The sequence below is a fragment of the Bartonella sp. TT121SHDZB genome, from assembly GCF_042193415.1.
In the GTDB taxonomy this organism is placed as follows: domain Bacteria; phylum Pseudomonadota; class Alphaproteobacteria; order Rhizobiales; family Rhizobiaceae; genus Bartonella.
The window spans coordinates 122,837-144,892 of the sequence record NZ_JBHILR010000002.1 but is presented as its reverse complement, the minus strand read 5'-3'; the positions used below and the strand labels follow the sequence as shown (position 1 = coordinate 144,892).

The 22,056-nt window shown below is 37.8% G+C and carries 20 protein-coding genes; 15 read left to right on the top strand and 5 right to left on the bottom strand.

Annotated features, from left to right (window positions below; translation table 11 throughout):
* The first annotated feature begins 63 nt into the window (after positions 1-63).
* Entirely contained in the window at positions 64-591 is a 528-nt protein-coding gene (locus ACFIKI_RS01960) for a DUF6101 family protein (protein WP_375665430.1), read from the top strand.
* Between the two features lie 1,084 nt (positions 592-1,675).
* On the opposite strand, the gene purD is transcribed toward ACFIKI_RS01960, so the two are convergent.
* Positions 1,676-2,950: a phosphoribosylamine--glycine ligase gene (gene purD, locus ACFIKI_RS01955; RefSeq protein WP_375665429.1), complete on the bottom strand. Its 1,275-nt coding sequence runs from the start codon at positions 2,948-2,950 to the stop codon at positions 1,676-1,678.
* 90 nt (positions 2,951-3,040) lie between these two features.
* Between purD and ubiA the strand changes: the two genes are divergently transcribed.
* The gene (gene ubiA, locus ACFIKI_RS01950) at positions 3,041-4,045 is read left to right on the top strand and encodes a 4-hydroxybenzoate octaprenyltransferase (protein ID WP_375665428.1); all 1,005 of its coding nucleotides are present in this window, start codon (positions 3,041-3,043) and stop codon (positions 4,043-4,045) included.
* Positions 4,046-4,283: 238 nt separating this feature from the next.
* On the opposite strand, the gene pdxH is transcribed toward ubiA, so the two are convergent.
* Complete coding sequence (pdxH, locus tag ACFIKI_RS01945) at positions 4,284-4,907, bottom strand: pyridoxamine 5'-phosphate oxidase (RefSeq protein ID WP_375665427.1); 624 nt, start codon at positions 4,905-4,907, stop codon at positions 4,284-4,286.
* 325 nt (positions 4,908-5,232) lie between these two features.
* Between pdxH and ACFIKI_RS01940 the strand changes: the two genes are divergently transcribed.
* From ACFIKI_RS01940 to ACFIKI_RS01905, 8 genes are all read left to right on the top strand, one after another.
* Positions 5,233-6,135: a DnaJ C-terminal domain-containing protein gene (locus tag ACFIKI_RS01940; protein ID WP_375665426.1), complete on the top strand. Its 903-nt coding sequence runs from the start codon at positions 5,233-5,235 to the stop codon at positions 6,133-6,135.
* Between the two features lie 124 nt (positions 6,136-6,259).
* Positions 6,260-7,078 carry an enoyl-ACP reductase FabI gene (gene fabI / locus ACFIKI_RS01935; protein WP_375665425.1) on the top strand — a complete coding sequence of 273 codons (819 nt, stop codon included), beginning with the start codon at positions 6,260-6,262 and terminating at the stop codon, positions 7,076-7,078.
* A 148-nt stretch (positions 7,079-7,226) separates the two neighbouring features.
* Positions 7,227-8,315 carry a chorismate synthase gene (gene aroC / locus ACFIKI_RS01930; protein WP_375665424.1) on the top strand — a complete coding sequence of 363 codons (1,089 nt, stop codon included), beginning with the start codon at positions 7,227-7,229 and terminating at the stop codon, positions 8,313-8,315.
* A 15-nt stretch (positions 8,316-8,330) separates the two neighbouring features.
* Positions 8,331-9,434, top strand: coding sequence for a 3,4-dihydroxy-2-butanone-4-phosphate synthase (gene ribB / locus ACFIKI_RS01925; protein ID WP_375665423.1), 1,104 nt, complete (start codon positions 8,331-8,333; stop codon positions 9,432-9,434).
* A 7-nt stretch (positions 9,435-9,441) separates the two neighbouring features.
* Entirely contained in the window at positions 9,442-9,696 is a 255-nt protein-coding gene (locus ACFIKI_RS01920) for an exodeoxyribonuclease VII small subunit (RefSeq protein WP_375665422.1), read from the top strand.
* Between the two features lie 244 nt (positions 9,697-9,940).
* Positions 9,941-11,848: a 1-deoxy-D-xylulose-5-phosphate synthase gene (gene dxs / locus ACFIKI_RS01915; protein ID WP_375665421.1), complete on the top strand. Its 1,908-nt coding sequence runs from the start codon at positions 9,941-9,943 to the stop codon at positions 11,846-11,848.
* A 16-nt stretch (positions 11,849-11,864) separates the two neighbouring features.
* The gene (locus tag ACFIKI_RS01910) at positions 11,865-12,608 is read left to right on the top strand and encodes a TlyA family RNA methyltransferase (protein ID WP_375665420.1); all 744 of its coding nucleotides are present in this window, start codon (positions 11,865-11,867) and stop codon (positions 12,606-12,608) included.
* Positions 12,605-13,858 (top strand): class I SAM-dependent RNA methyltransferase, encoded by a 1,254-nt coding sequence (locus ACFIKI_RS01905; RefSeq protein ID WP_375665419.1) that lies wholly within the window; start codon positions 12,605-12,607, stop codon positions 13,856-13,858. The genes ACFIKI_RS01910 and ACFIKI_RS01905 overlap by 4 nt, the downstream gene beginning before the upstream one ends.
* Before the next feature lie 536 nt (positions 13,859-14,394).
* On the opposite strand, the gene tldD is transcribed toward ACFIKI_RS01905, so the two are convergent.
* On the bottom strand, positions 14,395-15,813 hold the full coding sequence (gene tldD, locus ACFIKI_RS01900; RefSeq protein ID WP_375665418.1) for a metalloprotease TldD: 1,419 nt from the start codon (positions 15,811-15,813) through the stop codon (positions 14,395-14,397).
* A 109-nt stretch (positions 15,814-15,922) separates the two neighbouring features.
* Entirely contained in the window at positions 15,923-16,462 is a 540-nt protein-coding gene (locus ACFIKI_RS01895) for an invasion associated locus B family protein (protein WP_375665417.1), read from the bottom strand.
* A gap of 418 nt (positions 16,463-16,880) precedes the next feature.
* Here ACFIKI_RS01895 and cyoE point away from each other — a divergent pair, with 418 nt between their 5' ends.
* From cyoE to rnhA, 4 genes are all read left to right on the top strand, one after another.
* On the top strand, positions 16,881-17,816 hold the full coding sequence (gene cyoE, locus ACFIKI_RS01890) for a heme o synthase (protein WP_375665535.1): 936 nt from the start codon (positions 16,881-16,883) through the stop codon (positions 17,814-17,816).
* Between the two features lie 182 nt (positions 17,817-17,998).
* Positions 17,999-19,054: a 4-hydroxy-3-methylbut-2-enyl diphosphate reductase gene (ispH, locus tag ACFIKI_RS01885; protein WP_375665416.1), complete on the top strand. Its 1,056-nt coding sequence runs from the start codon at positions 17,999-18,001 to the stop codon at positions 19,052-19,054.
* Positions 19,054-20,013 (top strand): homoserine kinase, encoded by a 960-nt coding sequence (locus ACFIKI_RS01880; protein ID WP_375665414.1) that lies wholly within the window; start codon positions 19,054-19,056, stop codon positions 20,011-20,013. Before ispH ends, ACFIKI_RS01880 begins: the two co-directional genes overlap by 1 nt.
* Positions 20,014-20,018: 5 nt before the next feature.
* Positions 20,019-20,486, top strand: a complete 468-nt coding sequence (gene rnhA, locus ACFIKI_RS01875) for a ribonuclease HI (protein WP_375665413.1) — start codon at positions 20,019-20,021, stop codon at positions 20,484-20,486.
* 26 nt (positions 20,487-20,512) lie between these two features.
* On the opposite strand, the gene ACFIKI_RS01870 is transcribed toward rnhA, so the two are convergent.
* Positions 20,513-21,391, bottom strand: a complete 879-nt coding sequence (locus tag ACFIKI_RS01870; RefSeq protein WP_375665412.1) for a protein-disulfide reductase DsbD domain-containing protein — start codon at positions 21,389-21,391, stop codon at positions 20,513-20,515.
* 71 nt (positions 21,392-21,462) lie between these two features.
* Here ACFIKI_RS01870 and ACFIKI_RS01865 point away from each other — a divergent pair, with 71 nt between their 5' ends.
* Complete coding sequence (locus ACFIKI_RS01865; protein ID WP_375665411.1) at positions 21,463-22,047, top strand: YqgE/AlgH family protein; 585 nt, start codon at positions 21,463-21,465, stop codon at positions 22,045-22,047.
* Positions 22,048-22,056: the final 9 nt, after the last annotated feature.

Sequence of the window (22,056 nt, the reverse complement as noted above, 5' to 3'; positions counted from 1 at the left end):
AATCCAATGAGGAAAAGCTGCTAAAAGGTGTATATTATTTAAGATAAATTGGGACACTATAATATGGCTAATCAATGCTTTAATCAGGCAAAAGCGGTGCTTGAGTTTCGGTTAGATCCGTGCCATTTGCCACAAACCACGACATATTTTTCATCAAAAACGGGCAATCAGGTAATTTGTTCGTTAAATGAGCGTGGTGTTTTTTTTAAAACGGATATGCCTTCAAGTTTATCGCATTTAATACCCCCTTATCATTTCCAAGGAATTGCAGCACGTACCGTAAAAACGCGTTCAGGAGAAAGAGCTGTTGCATTAGAATTACTTCATGCCGATGAGGAAGCTTGTATACCGCTTTTGGTTTCCAGAGATTTGAATAATGTTCTTCTGGATTGGCGGTTATGGTCGGATACTTATGGCCTTCCCATGCTTATGATCAATGAAGATAATCGCATTCTGGTTGTAAAAGATCGTTCTGATTTACATCGATTTTTTGGTACAACAGCACATTCTAAACAAAAGCATTTTTTACTTCGTTATAGAAATCCGTTAGGCTTGCGTTTGGTGATTGCGAATCGAATTGCACTCCAGTAAATTAACATGCATTTATTTTTGTACGACCGTCAGCATTTATCTTGTTGTGCTGTAAAACATCGTTGTTTGGGGAGGTAACATAAGGCATGTAAACTTCACACATAAAGTTGTTTTTAGAAGATATGGCGAATATTCTTAAGTTTGCTTGTAGGTCTTTGTGTAAGTGCAGCATATGAGTGGGAAGCAAGAGGAACCCGCTCAATAAGAATCCAGACCTTTACAGACGGGATTTGGTGTGACTTTTGGTTCTTAAAAACAAAGAGAAAGTCAATGATTGTAAATGAAGAATTTTTTAACACCATACATTTGCAGCAGGAATCAATTACGTTAAACGCTTTTTTCGGAGAGGTAAAAACGGTTTTCATAACAATAGAAACTGTTTTTTTGCGGTATAATTTTGGGTTTTTGCCACATTATTAAAACATTAGAAGATTACTGGAAGCGTTTTTGAATTTTTTTATAAAACATTTCTCCATGTTGAATGAAAGCTTTGAATATTGCAGAATATTCTTAATTCATCTCTTTTTTATAATAAAAATCATTTAGATAGAAATGGTTATCGTAATATTGAGAATTGGAAAATACAATGATGGTATAGGTTTTTATTTTTATTCCAGAAAGCTGGCAGAATGGATTTATACTATTTGCAGGTAGTGTCGTAAAATGGGAATGATGAGCATGAGAGATATTGTTTAAGAATTTGTATGTGAATAACATAACTATCTTTTTTGGACATTTTATTTTTCGTAAAAGTGGAATTTCACTAAAAACGCGATAAATAAAAGAAATGATAGTATATACATTTTTCCTCAGGATTTTATAAGAAAGAAAGTGTTTATAAAAATGATGAAAAAATGCGTTTAAAATAAAAACAACAGTAAAAGGATTATTTTATATTACATCTTCAGATTCAGAAAATTTTCCTATTTTATCATGAGTAGATATCCTATTTACAATATTCGATTGTTCAAAGGAAAGCACACTCATTTTTTCAAAGTTATGATCAATGCAAAACAATGATAAAATTTGTATATCATGCTCTTACGTGAAATAATCAAATCATAAAAAAGAATATTCAAAGGATTTAGTCTTCTCGCGCAATGGCTCGCCATCCGATATCATGACGAACAAAACCTTCTGGCCAATCAATATAATCAACGGCTTCATAAGCACGTTTTTGTGCTTGCGTAATCGTTTTTCCTGTTGCTGTTATATTGAGAACACGTCCACCATTTGCAATGAGTTGTCCATTTCGCAATGCTGTACCAGCTTGAAAAACTTTCACATCGGAAAGAGTGTTTACTTTATCAACGTTACGGATAACAGTTCCTTTTTGGGAAGAGTCTGGATAACCATTAGCAGCCATAACAACGGTGAGAGCAGTTTTTTCAGACCACTGAAGAGGTTTATTTTCAAGATTTCCTTGAGCAGCGGCAAGAAAAATCGGTAGAATATCATCTTTAAGGCGCATCATTAAAACTTGACATTCAGGATCACCAAATCGTACATTAAATTCAATTAATTCAGGTCCTTTTTGCGTTATCATCAAACCGACGAAGAGAATGCCTTTAAAGGGGGTTCCCATTTCGTTCATGCTTTTTAAAGCTGGTTCAACAATTTCTTTGAGGGTACGATTCACTGTTTCTTGGGTCATGATTGGCGCTGGTGAATAAGCACCCATACCACCGGTATTTGCTCCGGTATCTCCATCCCCTACACGCTTATGATCTTGAGCAGATCCAAAGGGAAGCGCAACTTTACCATCACAAAGGCAGAAGAAGCTTGCTTCTTCACCTTCCAGAAAAGATTCTACAACAATTTTGTTTCCTGCATCTCCAAATGCACTTTTAAAGCAGGCATCAACAGCATTAAATGCTTCTTCTATAGTTGTTGCAACCACGACACCTTTACCGGCGGCTAAGCCATCAGCTTTAATGACAATAGGAACACCTTGTTGATGAATGTAAGCTTTGGCTTTAGCGGCATCATCAAAGCATTGGTAACTTGCTGTAGGAATGTTATTCTTATGACATAAATCTTTAGTAAAAGCTTTTGAACCTTCTAGTTGAGCAGCTTTTTGAGTAGGACCAAATACACAGATGTTAGCACTATTAAGAGAATCTGTTATACCCGCAACCAATGGTGCTTCTGGTCCCACAATTACAAGATCAATAGAATGTGCTTTACAAAAGTTAATAATAAGGGGGTGATCATCAATATCTAAATTAATATTTTCACCAAATTCTGTTGTTGCAGGATTTCCAGGAGCGCAATATAACTTTGTTAGCAGTGGTGATGCTGCTATTTTCCATGCTAAAGCATGTTCTCGTCCACCTGAGCCAATAAGAAGAATATTCATTGCTTGCTCCTCTCATAAAAGATGATTAATCTCATCCCCTTCTCATAAGAATGAAATGTCTCTATCGCAAGACCAAAGGTAAATCATTTGATGAAAAAAAATAAAAATATCGCGCATGTTCAGTCCTATGATAGCCAAGGACGGGTTATGGATGCATCTTCCAAACAATGGGTCTACAGCTTCCTTCCCCGTTCTTTATGGTTTTATGCGCAATTGGCGCGTTGGGATCGGCCTATTGGATGGCAATTGTTGATGTGGCCTTGTTTTTGGTCAACAACAATGGCTTTTTTCTCTTATAACATGCATTACGATACTCTTTTATCAATGTTTCTTCATTGGGTTTGGTATCTTTTTCTTTTTTTTCTGGGATCTATTGCTATGCGAGGGGCAGGATGTACTTGGAATGATCTTATTGACCATAAAATTGATGCTCAGGTAGAAAGAACACGTTCTCGCCCATTGCCGACAGGTCATGTGAGTCGGTTTCAAGCAAGAGTTTTTATACTTGTGCAATGTTTGGTTGGTTTAGGCGTTTTATCACAATTTAATAGGTTTAGTTTTTTTCTAGGTATTTCGTCATTGATAGCTGTTGCATTTTATCCTTTTATGAAACGCGTAACATATTGGCCGCAGTTTTTTTTAGGCGTTGCATTTAATTGGGGGGCATTAATGGGGTGGGCTGTTGTCTTTGGAAGTTTAAGCTGGGCACCAATCTTGCTTTATGTGGGATCAATCTTGTGGACCATAGGATACGATACAATCTACGCACATCAAGATAAAGAAGATGACGTTACTGTTGGTGTCCGTTCTACGGCTCTTCTCTTTGGTAAAGCAACCAAGCGTGCTTTAGTATTTTTGTATGGTGGTTTTGTGGTGTTCGTTAGTCTAGCATTTTATTTAGCTGGAGTCCCTGTTCTTAGTTTTTTTGGGGTTTTTGTGGCAAGTATCCATATGTTTATTCAAATTAAAGTCATTGATATAGATGACAGTTCACAATGTCTCAGGCTTTTCAAATCTAATTCGCTTATTGGTTTTGTGATTTTTGCTGGTTTAGTATGTGGGGGTATATGGACGATATTTTATTCTGCGGTCTAAAAATAAGTTAGCTAAAATCATAGTATTCTACTGAATACAGTATGTTTTTTTTAATAAGCTTGTTGCTAATCTATTTTTAAGCAATACAGTAGAAAATATTACCAATTAACCTTTACAGTGAAAATGAAATTCCTCTATTTAAATAAAATAAATCATCTTCTTTTAGAATTTTTCGAATAAAAAATATTTTTTTAATTGTTGGGAAGAAAAAATCTTCATAACGATGATGTTTGAAGGATTAGGGATAAAGTTTTTGTCTTTTCCAATCGCTGTGTTCAACACAATCTCGTATAAAAAGCAGACGATCATGTAAACGAAATGGGCGATCGCACCAGAACTCTATAGAAAGGGGTTTAACACGAAACCCAGACCAATAAGGTGGTCGTGGAATATTACCTAGAGCATAACGCGCAGTATATTGAGCAATTGCTTTTTCGAGCACAAAACGATTGTCTAAAGGTTGAGATTGTTTAGATGCCCATGCACCAATTCGACTACCACGTGGTCGCGATTGGAAATAGGCATCGGCTTCCTGTTGACTTACTTTTTCAACGATTCCTCTAATTCTGACTTGACGACGGAGCGATTTCCAATGAAAACCTAAGGATGCTTTCATTGATTTTAAAAGTTCTTGTCCTTTACAGCTTTCATAATTGGTATAGAAGACGAATCCTTGGGGACTGTAGTCTTTGAGGAGAACTATACGAACATTAGGGAGTCCTGTTTCGTCAACTGTTGCTAATGCCATAGCATTCGGATCATTTATTTCACTTATCTTTGCCTCTTCAAACCACTTTGCGAAAAGTTCAAAAGGTTTTTGCATTTTCATAAAATGATCATCTGTTGGTATTTTGGGGCTCATAGTTTCTCCAAATATCAGTGAGCATGGGTGAGGCATTTTCTCATTTACTTTATCATCAAGAAGTTACAGTACCATTTTTTCTTATTTTCAAAAAGCCAATGCTATCGTGTATTTCTATGGTAGTTTAATTATTTTTACTTTAGCATAGACTACAATAAGCTATATTAAATAAATGTCTCATTTTATCTGGTATTTTAGTTTATTGATAGACATATAAAGAGAAAAGAAGAAATTATTCTCTAGAATAGACTGATGAAGCTATAAGGGATATTGAACAACATATCAGTTGATATTTTGAAAACGAAGAAATTGAAAAGAGGGCAATATGCGTGATCCCTACACGATTCTGGGTGTGGCACGTACCGCAAAATCGCAAGAGATTAAATCGGCATTTAGAAGATTAGCAAAGAAGTATCATCCAGACCACAATAAAGATGATACAAAGGCTAAAGAAAAGTTTGCTGAAATTAATCAAGCTTATGAAATTATAGGTGATAAAGATAAAAAGGCACAATTTGACCGCGGTGAAATTGATATGGAAGGAAAACCGCTTTATCAAGCCTATGGTGCTGGTGAAAATTTTAGCAATAAACAAAATCCCTTTTCAGGAAGAACAAAGGGATTTGATTTTTCCTCTTCAGGTGGTGCAGGTTTTGATGCGAGTGATATTTTTCGTGATCTGTTTGGAGGAGGTGGTAGCTTTTCGAATTCCACACACTATAACCGTTCCCAACAAGGAGCACATGTTCGTGCTAATCTTATCATAACATTAGAGCAGATGGTTGGTGCAGAAAAGGTGGAGGCTGTTTTTCCAAATGGAAAAAAGTTAAAAATTAAACTTCCAGATTATATTGAAGACGGACAGATTATTCGTTTAAAAGGTCAGGGAGAAGCGGTACCTCACGGGCAAGCAGGAGATGCGTTAATAACCATTCAGATTCAAAAACATCCTCGTTTTCGGGTTGAAGGAAGAGCACTCCATCTTGATTTACCAGTTTCTCTTAAACATGCTGTTTTGGGAGCAAAAGAAGAAGTTGAGACGTTGGAGGGACGTGTGGTTTTAACGATTCCTGCGTGGTCAAGTTCTGATCGCGTGTTACGGTTGAAAGGGAAAGGGCTTCGTTTAAAAAATGGTACAAGGGATGATCTTTATGTGCATGTTCGTATTATGTTGCCGGGAAATGAAAATGCCGCGCTAGAACAGTTTTTACAAATGCAACAAGATTAATTTTAAAATTATATATATAAGCGTAGTTTTTGTTTGATTTTAAACCAATTGCTTGAAGAAAAAGTTGACCTGTGTCATAGGCAGGTGAATAATATCAATTTTAAGTAACAATGGGGCAGTGCTGATGGCTAAGGGTAATGGTTTATTGTACGGTAAGCGTGGTTTAATTTTGGGGTTGGCCAATAATCGCTCCATCGCTTGGGGAATCGCTAAAGCGGCAAGTAACGCAGGGGCAGAGCTTGCTTTTACCTATCAGGGTGAAGCAATGAAAAAGCGTGTTGAGCCTTTGGCTAAAGAATTAAAGGGATTTGTTTGTGGACATTGTGATGTTTCTGACAGTGTCTCTATTGATACGGTTTTTAGAGAAATAGAGAAGAAATGGGGAAAACTCGATTTTTTAGTTCATGCTATTGGTTTTTCTGATAAAGATGAATTAAGCGGTCGTTATATTGATATCAGCGAATCAAATTTTATGATGACCATGAATATTTCCGTTTATTCCCTAACAGCTCTAACAAAGCGTGCAGAGAAATTAATGTCAGATGGTGGTTCAATCTTGACACTAACCTATTATGGTGCAGAAAAAGTTGTTCCCAATTATAACGTAATGGGGGTTGCCAAAGCAGCTCTTGAAGCGAGCGTGAAATATTTAGCGGTAGATTTAGGTCCCCAAAATATTCGTGTTAATGCTATATCTGCTGGACCAATTAAAACGTTAGCGGCTTCTGGTATTGGTGATTTTCGTTATATTTTAAAATGGAATGAATATAATGCTCCATTACGTCGTACGGTAACAATTGAAGAGGTTGGTGATTCTGCACTTTATTTTCTTTCAGATTTGTCTCGTTCTGTTACCGGTGAAGTCCATCATGTCGATTCGGGTTATAATATCATAGGTATGAAAGCAGTTGATGCACCAGACATTTCTGTCGTTAAAGAATAAAGTTTGGTTTATAAGATTTTATTAGACAGCAATAATTTGACCAAATTTAAGGTGTCCAAGAGTATTTGGGAGAAAAGAGTTGTCTTGTGTATAGCACACAACATACGTTATCGTTGTATATATTTGACAGAGAAATGGATCTTTTTTCATGTCGCATAATACATTTGGTCATTTGTTTCGTGTAACAACATGGGGTGAAAGTCATGGTGCTGCTCTTGGTTGTGTCATTGATGGTTGTCCACCTGGAATTATTTTTACTCTTGCAGAAGTTCAAGCTTATCTTGATAAACGCAAACCAGGACAATCAAAATACACAACGCAGCGCCGAGAACCAGATGAAGTAGAGGTCCTTTCAGGAGTTGTTGTTCAAGACGATGGAACGACATTGGTGACAACAGGTACACCAATTTCTCTGTTGATTCGAAACACAGATCAGCGTTCGAAGGATTATAGCTCGATTGCCCATCAATATCGTCCAGGACATGCGGATTATACTTATGATATTAAATATGGCATTCGTGATTTTCGAGGTGGGGGACGTGCTTCGGCACGGGAGACAGCAGCGCGTGTTGCAGCTGGTGCATTTGCTCGTAAAATCGTTCCCGGTTTGATTGTACGAGGAGCAGTGATAGCAATTGGTCCTCATAATATTAATCGTGATCGTTGGGATTGGTCAGAAGTTAATAATAATCCTTTTTTTACAGCTGATGCAGAGATGGTTCACATTTTTAGTGATTATATCAGTGAACTCCGTAAAGAGGGGACATCTGTTGGTGCGGTTGTTGAGATCGTTGCAGAAAATGTTCCGGCAGGTTTAGGAGCCCCTATTTACGCAAAGCTTGATCAAGATATTGCCTCGTTACTTATGTCGATTAATGCGGTAAAAGGTGTGGAAATTGGTGATGGTTTTGCGGCAGCCCGCTTAAGGGGAGAAGAAAATGCCGATGAAATGCGAATGGGAAATGATGGAAAACCGCTTTTTTTATCCAATCATGCTGGAGGTATTTTAGGGGGAATATCGAGTGGACAGCCAATTATTGCACGTTTTGCGGTCAAGCCTACTTCATCAATTTTAACCCCTCGTCGCTCCATAGATGTTGATGGTCATGATGTAGACGTTATAACGAAGGGACGTCATGATCCATGTGTTGGGATTCGTGCTGTTCCTGTTGGTGAAGCGATGGTTGCTTGTGCTATTGCTGACCATTATCTAAGACATCGCGGTCAAGTTGGGTGAGTGAGAAGGTGAACAATGGCATATGATGAAAAAAAAATTGTTTCTGCACTTAAAGCTTTTGAATGCGGTGAAATCGTTGTGGTAACAGATGATGGTGACCGTGAAAATGAGGGAGATTTAACTGTTGCTGCAGCGCATTGTACAGAAGAAAAGATGGCGTTTATTCTTCGTCACACAACAGGTATTGTGTGTACACCTATGCCAAAAAAAGAAGCACAACGGTTTAATCTTTCTCCTATGGTACTAGATAATAACTCTGCACATGGGACGCAGTTTACAGTTACTGTTGATTTTAAACACGGCATAACAACAGGGATTTCAGCGCACGATCGTACATTAGCGGTGCGTAATCTTGCCAATTCAAATGCAAGTGCGGATGATTTTGTTCGTCCAGGGCATGTTTTTCCTTTGATTGCGCATGAAGGGGGGGTGCTCATGCGTTCAGGTCACACGGAGGCTGCTGTTGATTTATGTAAATTAGCTAATTTGCCGCCGGTTGGTGTTATCGGTGAGTTAGTCAATGATGATGGAAGCATTAAACATGGCGATCAGATTACGAAATTTGCACAAGAACATCGGTTGCATATTATAACGGTTGCAGATTTGATTGCTTATCGCCAACGTAAGGAAATATTGATCAAGCATGTTGGAGAAATGCCTATTGAAACATCTATAGGTTCCGCTATTGTTAAAATTTACCAACTCCCTTGGGAAGCCGTTCAGCATATTGCAATTATTTTTGGTGATATTTGTAAGGGTGAGGATATTCCCGTGCATTTACATCATGAAAACATTATAAGTGATGTTTTTTGTCAATCTTCAGATATTATGGTGATGATGCAGAGAATGATGGAAAAAGAGAAACGTGGCGTATTTATTTATTTGCGTGAAGGATCTGTTATACAATCAACTATTGGTATTCAAAACATGGCAAAAGACAGTTCAGAAAACCATGTGCAGGCGATTGAACGCGAAGAAGAATGGCGCAAAATTGGTTTAGGATCACAAATTTTAAAATATTTAGGAATAGGCTCTGTTATTGTTTATGCTTCTAAAGAGCATCATTATGTAGGTTTAGAAAATTTTGGAATTCGTATATCCAGAATAGATATTTTTTGAGGTTCATATGAAAAAAGAGATACAAGAGGGGGATATTACAGCCTTAAGTTTTGAGCAAGCACTTAAGCAACTTGAAGTTATTGTTGAAAATTTGGAACGAGGCGATGTGCCTTTGGAACAATCCATTGATATTTATGAACGTGGTGAAGCGCTTAAAAAACATTGTGAAAAACTCTTGAAAGTTGCTGAAGCTAAAGTTGAAAAAATTCAGCTTTCAGAAGGAGGTTCTCCAGAAGGAGTAGAACCACTTGATGCTCAATAATATTAAATATTTGGGGATATTTGTTGCGGGATTAAGCAGTGCAATAACCTTATTGTGTAGAATAACAAATTTTATTGATTTCTTTTTTATAAAATAAGTTACAAATGGGAAAAATCATAAATTCTCTCGAATAGAGAAGAGTCTTTTTTAGTAAAAAAGATGCAAAGCTGTCAATAAAAGAGTAGAGAAGATGTATTTTTACCGTTGCGTTCTCTTGAGTTAAGGTAACAGGAGGGAGTTTTTTTTGTCTCATGTTTTAACACCAGTGCTTGACCGTGTTTGTTTTCCGCAAGATTTGCGGGCATTGCCTGAGTCTGATTTGGTACAGTTGGCTGATGAGTTGCGGGCAGAAACAATTGATGCGGTTTCTGTAACAGGTGGTCATCTTGGGGCAGGACTTGGCGTTGTTGAGCTCACTGTTGCATTACATTATGTTTTTAATACACCAGAGGATAGGATTATTTGGGATGTTGGTCATCAAACCTATCCGCACAAGATTTTAACGGGGCGTAGAGAAAAAATTCGCACATTACGTCAAGAGGGCGGATTATCTGGTTTTACAAAACGTTCAGAAAGTGTGTATGATCCATTTGGAGCGGGGCATTCATCTACTTCTATTTCAGCGGGGCTTGGCATGGCGGTGGCAAGTGCTTTGAAAGCAGAGACAAGGCGCAATATCATAACTGTCATTGGTGATGGTGCAATGTCTGCGGGTATGGCTTATGAAGCCATGAACAACGCTGGTGCTTTGAATGCACGCTTGATTGTTGTTCTTAATGATAACGATATGTCTATAGCACCACCTACAGGTGCTATGAGTGCACATCTTGCACGGTTAGTATCTCGTCCTTCTTATCGTCATTTGCGTGAACGCGTAAAGATGTTAAGCGAAAAATTGCCAAAGTTTTTTGGGGATAAGGCCCGTCGTTCAGAGGAATTTGCGCGTGGACTTTTGGTTGGGGGAACTTTATTTGATGAGCTTGGCTTTTATTATGTTGGCCCCATAGATGGGCACAATTTGGGGCATTTATTACCTGTTTTTAAAAATGTTCGTGAATATCCTAATGGTCCTGTTTTGGTGCATGTTGTAACCCATAAGGGAAAGGGATATCCCCCTGCAGAGGCCTCGTCTGATAAATATCATGGTGTTAATCGTTTTGATGTCACGACAGGAAAACAGGTTAAAGCATCAAGCGATATTCTACCCTATACCAAGGTATTTTCTAAAGCTTTATCAGAAGAAGCGCGCCATGATGATAAGATTGTGGGCATAACAGCAGCGATGCCAACAGGCACAGGTCTTGATTCTTTTGCAGAAAAATTTCCTGAAAAAATGTTTGATGTTGGTATTGCTGAGCAACATGCCGTAACTTTTGCGGCAGGACTTGCTTGTGAAGGGTATAAGCCTTTTGTTGCAATTTATTCTACTTTTTTACAGCGTGCTTATGATCAAATTATTCATGATGTATCAATTCAAAAATTACCGGTACGTTTTGCTATTGACCGAGCAGGTTTTGTGGGGGCAGATGGTGCAACACATGCTGGAAGTTTTGATATTGTTTTTTTGTCCACTCTTCCTGAGTTTGTTGTTATGGCACCTTCTGATGAGCTTGAACTGATGCATATGGTGCGTACAGCGGCAGCTTATGATCAGGGACCAATTTCTTTTCGTTATCCGCGTGGTGAGGGGATTGGTATAGATTTACCGCAACGTGGTGAGTTATTAGAAATTGGAAAAGGGCGTGTTCTGCGTGAAGGGAATAAGATCGCTTTGGTTTGTTTTGGAACGCGGATGTTAGAAGTGTTGCAAGCTGCTGATGCGTTGGATGCTGAAGGATTATCTACAACAGTCGCAGATGCACGGTTTGCAAAACCTTTAGATAAGGATTTGATGTGTCGTTTGGCTCGTGAACATGAGGTATTAGTGACAATTGAGGAAGGTGCAATCGGTGGATTTGGAGCGCACATATTACAATTTTTAGCGCAAGAAGGGCTCTTAGAGCATGGTTTGAAAGTTCGTACACTAAAATTTCCTGATGAATATTTGAATCATGGTTCACCAGAAAAAGTTCTTTCACGTGTCGGACTTGATGCTATGGGTATTTTAAACACAGTTTTTGCTGTTTTGGGACGCGAGATACGAACAGGATAGAAAATTCGAGTATGAGATGGCTTCCAGAAAAAGACTCGATATTCTTTTAGTTGAAAAAAACTTTTTTACGACACGTTCACGCGCACGTGATGCAATTATGCGCCAAACTGTTAAAGTTAACGGAGAAATCGTTTTTAAAGCTGGGCAAATCGTTTTTGATGATGCAGAGATTACCGTTTGTGATCCAGCGCAAAATTATGTTTCTCGGGCAGCGTTAAAATTGATTGCTGCACTTGATGCATTTCCAATTATAACGGATAAAGTGACAGCCATTGATGTTGGTGCATCAACAGGTGGTTTTACACAAGTTCTCTTAGAACGTGGAGCGGCCCATGTCATTGCGGTTGATGTTGGTCATCATCAATTTGATACACGTTTATTGGGCAACAGGGCTATAACGTTATTAGAAGGCTTGAATGTTAGAGATTTTCAACAGAAACATTTAGGTGGGCGAGAAATTGATCTTATCGTTTCAGATGTTAGCTTTATTTCTCTCAAACTTGCATTGCCTCCCGTTTTGTCTTTAGCCAAGAAGGGCGCCCAAGCTGTTTTACTGGTAAAGCCTCAGTTTGAGGTTGGTCGTAAACACTTTAGTAAGGGAGGAATATTAAATCCATCAAGTGCTAAAGAAACTGCTGAGGCACTTTTTGCTTGGTTAAATACACAAACAGGGTGGAGTGCAAAAGGTTTAATTTCTTCCCCTATTACAGGTGGTGATGGCAACGTGGAATATTTACTATTCGGAGAAAAACAAGAGTGAATGACAATGTCATAATCGATCATATCGGAGCAAATGGTTATGGTATTGCTAAGACGTCTCACGGCTTCGTTTATGTTCCTTTTACTTTACCAGGAGAGTGTGCTGAAATTACGGTTCATGGAAAATATGCAACATATATAGCATTAAAAGAAAAATCATCAGAACGCATTGATGCTCTTTGTCAGCATTTTGGAGAATGTGGAGGATGTACTCTTCAGCATTGGCATATGGATGCTTATCGCGTATGGAAACAACAATTGGTTGTTGATGCGCTTAAAAAGTATGGACTTAATGATGTTGTTTCGCCTTTAATAGAATGTAAACCTTATAGCCGACGGCGGATTACTCTAACAGCATCCATGACCCCACAGGGGCAAAAAGTTGGTTTTAACCGTTATCTCTCTCATGAGATTGTGGCTTTTGAGGAATGTCCAATAAGCCATCCAGAGCTTATTTCTCAGTTGCATAATATCAGAGAGCTCTGTGCTTTTTTAAAGAGCTCTGTCAAACGGTTTCATATTACGATAACACGCGTTCAAAATGGTTTAGATGTTGCTTTAAATGGTTGCGTTATACACCATGAAACACTTCGTCAGAAAATGATTAGTGCAGCGCTTTCATATGGAATTACACGTTTATCTGTTGACGGTGAAGTTTTGGTTGAACAAAAAAAACCAGTGATTTACTTTGGAGATGTTCGTGTTGAATTTCCTTCTGGTGGTTTTCTTCAAGCAACCTGTGAAGCTGAAAATATAATGGGTAATATTATTTTAACTCATTTAAAAAAAGCAAAGAATGCTGTTGATTTGTTTTCAGGGGTAGGAACATTTACCTTGCGTATGGCAAAAAAGATGAATGTTCATGCAGTAGAAAATAATGAAGATGCATTAAGAAATCTAAATACAGCAGCACGTTTTGCGATTGGTTTAAAAACGGTCACTTGTGAAAAACGTGATCTTTTCCGACATCCCCTTTCTGTAAAGGAACTTGAGTGTTTTGAGAGTGTTGTTTTTGACCCTCCCCGTGCTGGTGCAGAGCAACAAGTACATGAACTGGCAAAGGCAACAATATCACGTGTTGTGGCAATTTCGTGTAATCCTACTACATTTGCTCGTGATTTATCTTTTCTTGTTGCAGGGGGATATACAGTAGAAAAAATCATACCAATTGATCAATTTTTATGGTCAGCACATGTCGAAGTTGTTGCTGTTTTGAGCAAAAATAAAAAGAAGAAAGGTTGGAAGCTTTAGCCTGAAAGTTTTTTGACATAGTTCATTTGAGTATTATTATAAAATCTCTCTAAGATTTATCTACAATAATAATCTTTTTCTTTTCTTATTGAATGAAAGCACTGAATACAGGAAGTTTTTTTATTTTAAACTTTATTATGAAACATACAAGACAGTTACTCCACACAAAAAACGAATGTATCATGAAGAAGGTATGTCTAAGTCTGCCGGCACCATCGTAATATTCGCCAACTCCCAATGTTGTTACAGCCCTTGGCACTTAAGATGGTTCATTATGGCGTTTTTATCTTTTTTTGTACAGTTTCACTCCACACGGTTCTCCCTGCTTGTAACGTACAAACGAATAATTTTGATTAATTTAACAGACACAAATTTAAAATGAGAAAATCTTACGGTATTCAAGGTTCTAATTTAAATATGAATAACGCTCAATTATCTTTATAAATTAATGTTTGTAGCAAAAGCTCACTCTTCACAAGGACATCTTGATAAACGAGAAGGGGAAAATATTGAATATTGGGAAGGAATAAGCAAGCTTACTCCAGCGCAGTTCCACCGATTGTCATATTATTGATTCGAAGATGAGGTTGACCAACACCAACAGGGACATTTTGGCCAGCTTTTCCACACATACCGATACCATTATCAAGTTTACTATCATTACCAATCATTGTAATACGTTTCATAGCATCCGGTCCATTTCCAATAAGAGTTGCACCTTTGATTGGTGCACAAATTTTACCATTTTCTACTCGGTATGCTTCAGTACATTCAAAGACGAATTTTCCAGAAGTGATATCAACTTGTCCTCCACCGAATGAAACAGCATAGATACCACTTTTAAGTGAAGAAAGAATTTCTTCAGGTGTTTTATCTCCTCCTAGCATGATTGTATTGGTCATTCGTGGCATTGGGGCATAAGCATAGGATTCACGCCGTCCATTTCCTGTTGATTTTCCCCCCATAAGTCGTCCATTAAGCCTGTCTTGCATAAAACCAACGAGTTTTCCATCTTCAATGAGAACGTTATATCCTGAAGGAGTCCCCTCATCATCGACAGTGAGAGAACCACGGCGTTGTGGGATTGTTCCATCATCAACAATTGTAACACCTTTTGCCGCAACTTGTTGTCCTAAAAGTCCAGCAAAAGCGGATGTTTTTTTACGGTTAAAGTCACCTTCTAAACCATGACCTACGGCTTCATGGAGCATAACACCAGGCCATCCGTTAGCTAAGACAACATCAAAAGATCCAGCAGGTGCTGCTTCTGCTTCTAAATTTGTTAAAGCCATACGTAAGGCTTCATCCGCAGCTTTTTTCCAATTGTCTTCATGAATAAATTGGTTAAATGTTTGCCGCCCTCCACACCCATAAAAACCATTTTCACGTCGATTGCCTTCAGCTACGACCACAGATATAGAAAGTCGTACAAGCGGACGAATATCACGAACCAAATAACCATCTGCACGTAAAATTTCAACATGTTGTAGCGAGCCAGAAAGAGAAACAGTCACTTGATGCAATTTATTATTTTTAGCACGTAAATAGGCATCAATTTTTTGCAAAAGAGCACTTTTTTCTTCAAATGATGGAGCATCAAGGGGATTATGCGGTTGATAAAGTCTTTTGTTTGTTTGTTGAGGTGCTATACTATAAGTCCCTGCATGATTATTATAGGTAACAGCTTTAGCAGCTTCACTGGCACGCTTGAGTGCTGCTGCTGATAATTCACTAGAATGTGCATATCCGGTAGCTTCTCCAGCAACGACACGCAGGCCAAACCCCATATCTTGATGAAATGAGCCGTTTTTAAGCTGTCCATTATCAAATAAAAGAGCTTCGCTTTCTGTATACTCGAGGTAAAGTTCTCCATCATCAGCATGATGAAGCGTTTCCTGTACAAGTGATTGCACTTTAGAAGAAGCAATATCAAAATGATCAATCAGCGATTTCATAAGAATTATCCTATTGCTATGGGGGCTTAGAAGATTTTTATTGATTTAAATTAAGAAGCTCTCAAAATATACGATGAGATTTTAATCATTCAATATGTGTCGATTTCATTCATGTTGGTAAGGTTGCATAGGCATCGCCAAGACCATGAAGGTCAACGAGACCTCCAATTCCTTGCTCAGGGGTTGTGAAGATAAAATAGGTTGCCATTTTTCCTTTAAAAAAGAGTTGTAATATGTCTTCTTTAAGAAAGGCTTCAGCAACACAATTATCACCAAGACAACGACGATATTCCATTCTTCCCATATTTTTATCGTCAATTTTAATTCCAACGCCAGGACGTAATTCAACGCGAATCGGAACAAAAACACGCATCAAAGCACCTTGCTTTTGAGGAAGTTTATAAAATGTAACACGCAAGGTAATATCTTGACGCCCTTGTGTGCGAACGTTTTGTACAACTTCACACTGCATATTAGGGGTACCTGGTGGTAGAGCACAAACTTTTGTCCATGCACCATAGGTTTGTGGAGCAGGGACATTTTGCGCATAGGGTGTTTGTGCAAATGCATGACTGATAAAACTACTATAAAGTGTGTAAAGAACAGTGCCAATAAAAAAAGCTTTTTTGAGTAATTTATAAAGTATCACAGAAAATCCTATCCGACTCAACACTCACAACCATACATAGATTTACATAAAAAACGAATTCCCTATAAAAAACTATAACACAAAATCAGTATTTACCCAAATATATTAATCCATATGCAAGAAATAAAGGAAAATGAAAAAAATAGCATTTTATAGAAGATAAATTTTCAGTATGGTTTTATGATGTTTGGTAGGATACATTTGTAATGTTATAGAGAGAATGTTGATTGAAAAAATATTTTTGTTGCAAATGTTTCTATCTATTTTTAGGGGATACATACACAAGAGGGGTATCCCATATTTTTTCAACAAGACGATTGGTTTTAATTTGTTATTCCCATACGCTCGATAATAGATAATATTTGTCAGATAATATTGGGTTTGAGAATGACAAAAATGGAAAAGGGTTTTGAGTGGCATGTCAGTTTCAGGAGAGCTATCGATTGCGAATGGTAAGTCAACGCCACCAAAATCCACTATTAGTGATTATATCACATTATTGAAGCCACGTGTTATGTCTCTTGTGGTCTTTACGGCTTTAGTTGGTTTGATGGTGTCTCCTGTTCCTATCAATCCGTGGTATGGTTTTTTAGCAATTTTATGTATTGCTGCTGGTGGCGGTGGCGCGGGGGCACTTAATATGTGGTATGATGCTGATATTGATGCTGTGATGGAAAGGACCAAAAAGCGTCCCATTCCTATGGGTAAAATAAGCCCCCGAAAGGCATTTATTTTTGGTATGGTTCTTTCTATGCTTTCAGTATTAGTTATGGGGAGCTTCATTAATTGGTTTTCGGCATTTTTTCTTGCTTTTACGATTTTCTTTTATGTCGTTATCTATACAATTTGGTTAAAGCGTATCACACCACAAAATATTGTTATTGGTGGTGCTTCTGGGGCTTTTCCACCAATGATTGGATGGGCCGCGGCAACAGGGACAGTGAGTATTGATAGCTTTTTATTATTTTTAATCATTTTTATGTGGACCCCCCCTCATTTTTGGTCTCTTTCTTTATTTTCATCTCTTGATTATAAGGCTGCGGGGATTCCTATGATGCCTAATGTACGAGGTAAACATTCAACAAAAAAACAGATTTTATTTTATACTATTTTGATGGCATTATGTGCTGCTGCTCCTTGCTTTACTGGTCTTGGCGGAATTTTTTATGGTATTTTTTCAACAATTTTAAGCATTATCTTTATTTATTTTGCCTATCGTTTATGGAAAGCTGATACACATAATGAAACTGTTTCGATGGCAAAAAAACTGTTTTTCTTTTCGTTACTTTATTTGGCAGGTATCTTTAGCATTCTTTTGATTGAATCTCTTGTTTGGTATTTTATCGCTCTTTAGGCAAATAAAATGAAAGAGCAAATTTAAAAAGAGCTTTGCTGCAAGAAAATGCTGTAAGAAAATACGATAGAGTGTGTTCTTATGCAAAAGATGGTATTGCTAGCTTTTTTGCATTGCTTATTCGTGCATAATGATAGGTTGTTTGAATATATAGCTAAAACTATAGAGATTAAGGATGATTTATGTCTGGACTTCCCCCTTTAACGATACGTCTTTGTGGTCCACGTGGATTTTGTGCAGGGGTTGATCGTGCTATCCAGATTGTTCTGCTTGCATTAAAAAAATATAGTGCTCCAGTATATGTTCGTCATGAAATTGTACACAACCGCTACGTGGTTGAGGGATTACAGCAACGGGGAGCTGTTTTTGTCGAAGAACTTGATGAGATCCCAGAAGAACATCGCAATCAACCGGTTGTTTTTTCTGCTCATGGTGTACCAAAATCTGTTTCAGAAGAAGCACGATGCTATAATTTGTTTTATCTTGATGCAACATGTCCGTTGGTCTCAAAAGTTCACAAACAAGCGATACGACATCAACGTCATGGTCGTCATGTTATATTGATTGGTCATGCTGGTCATCCTGAGGTGATAGGAACGATGGGACAGCTTGAAGAAGGGGCTGTGACGCTCATTGAAACGATAGAAGATGCTTTGCATTATCAACCCGATGATCCGGATAAATTAGGATTTGTGACACAAACAACGCTTTCTGTTGAAGATACAGCAGGAATTATCGATATATTACAACAACGTTTTCCTACATTAGCAGCCCCAGCGGCTGAGTCAATTTGTTATGCTACAACGAATCGACAAGATGCGGTTAAAGCAGCGGCACAGGGGAGCGATTTGTTTTTGATTGTTGGAGCACCAAATTCCTCTAATTCACGACGTTTAGTAGAGGTTGCCGAAAAGTCTGGTGCGCGGCAAGCTATTTTAGTTCAGCGCGCTGATGAAATTAATTTTGAAAACCTAAAATCTCTTTCTATTGTCAGTCTTTCAGCAGGGGCTTCGGCTCCTGAAATTATTATTGATGAAATTATTTCAGCATTTCGTGAGCGTTATGATGTCACAATAGAATTAGCTGAAACAGCGGTAGAAACGGAAAAATTTTTAGTGAGTCGCGAATTACGTGATGTCATTTTAACGTCTCAAGATATGGCTTTTGTTAATGGTCAAGCAAGTAACGCAAAAAATGAACATCAAGATACCGCCATGTCTAAAACGAAAGTAGAATAATGGCCGTTTATACAGATATTCATCCAAATGATTTAAAAGCGTTCTTAACACGTTACGCAATAGGTTCACTTTTGTCTTATCAAGGTATAGAGGAGGGGATCGAAAATTCTAATTTTATGCTAGAGACAACACAAGGGCAGTTTATTTTAACACTTTATGAAAAGCGTATTTCAAAAGATGATTTACCTTTTTTTTGTCGCTTGATGCAGCATTTAGGACAGCGTGGAATTCCTTGTCCTCAACCCGTTATTCAAAATGATGGAATGATGATTAGTGAATTAGCAGGACGTCCTGCTGCTATTATTACTTTTTTGGAAGGAATGTGGGTCCGACAGCCCGATATGGGGCATTGTGGCGAAGTGGGTACGGGGTTAGCACAATTGCATTTAGCAGGACAGGATTTTACACTCAGTCGTAAAAATACTCTTTCTGTTATGGATTGGCAGTTATTGTGGCAACGTTGTCAAACCAGAGAAGATGCATTGTTAAAGGAATTTGGACAAAAAATTGAGGGGGAATTGGCTTTTTTACAAGAAAATTGGCCATTAAATTTACCAACAGGTATTATTCATGCTGATCTATTTAATGATAACGTCTTTTTTGTGAATCATCGTCTTTCTGGGATGATAGATTTCTATTTTGCTTGTAATGACTTTTTTGCTTATGATTTAGCGATCTGTTTAAATGCTTGGTGCTTTGAGCCTGATCATTCCTATAATCTTACCAAAGCACGTAAGTTATTGGAAAGTTATCAAAAAATAAGACCATTGATCCCTTTAGAATTGGACAAGATGGTTTTATTAGCTCGTGGTGCGTCTCTACGTTTCTTACTCACACGTCTATATGATTGGTTTAATACACCGCCTAATAGCTTTGTTATTAAGAAAGATCCATGGGAGTATTGGCACAAGCTTTGTTTTTTCAGTAATGTAAATTCTCTGAGTGAATTAGGTTTTTAAATTTTATGGCAGCTCAACAAAAAGTCGTTGAAATTTATACAGATGGTGCTTGCTCTGGGAATCCTGGGGTTGGAGGCTGGGGGGCAATTTTACGCTGGAATGGTCATGAACGTGAGCTTTATGGCGGTAAAGTTCATACGACAAACAATCAAATGGAGCTCATGGCGGCAATTTGTGCATTAAATGCGCTTAAAGAGCCTTGTTTGGTCGATCTTTATACAGACTCAGTTTATGTGCGTAACGGTATATCTAAATGGATTGAAGGTTGGAAAAAGAATAATTGGCGCACCGCATCAAAAAATCCTGTTAAAAATATGGAGCTATGGCAAGCTCTTGAGGATGCTAGTTCTTGTCATACAGTCAGATGGCACTGGGTAAAAGGGCATGCGGGACATCCAGAAAATGAACGCGCAGATGCCCTTGCTCGCAAAGCAATTACTCAATATCGTGAAAATGGACGTTTTCCAGCATAATTGCTGTTTGGGAGTTTTTTCTTTTATCACGGAGTTGCAAGAGGGGTTGGCTGCGTATGGAATATGAATGTTCCACTTAAGGCGTGATCTTTAAAAGAAATTGTATAAAAAATTTTTTGGTTTATTTCTTCTGGTGCGAAATAGAGTGGAGCACTGAAGAGTGTATATTCTGCGTTATCACTGACTTTTCTTGCTGCTCCAATTTGCATTTCTCCTCCATCTAAAAAGAGAGAGGAAGGAGTGTTTTTGTTGTTATTTTTGATTTTTATAAAGAGGGTATTGTTATTTTTTTCGGCGCTTATTTTTAGTGCATTCTGCATCATGCGAGGCAAAGAATCTTGAGCATTTTTTAAGAAGGAAACGGGAAGATGTTTGTTTTTAAGAGTAGATGGCGAAAAATCAAAGTTAATAGTAAATGGAAGACAGATTTTGTTACATAATCCAAGAGTGAAAGCACCACTTAAATTTTTGCTTGAACCAGAAAGATTGAAGGGCAATATTACTTTATCTTTATAACCTAATGACCAATCATTTTCTGTTTCAAAAAGCTGTGGAGTAGGATAAAAGATTTCATAAGAAATCTGTTGGTTGAAATTAAAAAATGGTGCCATGCCAGAATTACCTGGATTACGCCAGTAAGTTTTCCATCCTGGTTTAAGCTCAATTTCAATAATGCCTTCTCTTATTCCAGAAAGAGAAGGTTCAGTGATCGCTAATCGGATACGACCACCATCTGATTCATACCAAGATGTTGCGAAAAGCTGGAGTTTTTGTTCTGTTTGAGCATTTACAGGAATGTTAAGTAATTCTAAAACTATGAATGTTAAGCTTAAAGTAACGAAAAGCTTTTTATAAAAGAAAGTTGCGATATTTTGTAAATTTGTAAATATACGACTTTTTTTCATTGGAGTTTTATTTTCCTAGTGTGCTAAATGAATAAACTTTTATCATGTAAATTATGGAGAATAACAGATTAATGAAGCGGTGTAATGGCTTTTTAGGTGGACAATTACTCATAGCAATGCCTGGGATGAATAACAAACGCTTTATTCGTTCTGTTATTTATGTTTGCGCGCATTCTGATGCTGGTGCAATGGGCATTATTCTCAATCAATTACACCATATTGATTTTCCAGAGCTTTTGCTTCACTTGGGAGTCATAGACAGTGGCAAAAAAAAATGTCTTTCTGAACCGATAAAAAAGTTTCCAGTTCGCTATGGTGGTCCTGTTGATCCTTCACGTGGTTTTGTCCTTCATTCAGATGATTACGCTTGTGAAGAAACTGTTTTTATTGCAGATAAGGTCTGTTTTACTGCAACAATTGATATATTAAAAGCGATCAGTTGTGAACAAGGACCGCAGCATGCACTGGTAGCATTAGGTTATGCTGGATGGAAAGCGGGGCAACTTGAGGCAGAAATTTCTACAAATGGTTGGCTAATCAGTTCTACATCACCTAGTTTTCTTTTTGAGAGCGATTTAAGCTGCAAGTATGATAAAAGTTTAACACGCATGGGTATCGATCCAACTTACCTTGCTTCTGAAATGGGACACGCTTAGAATTTTTTC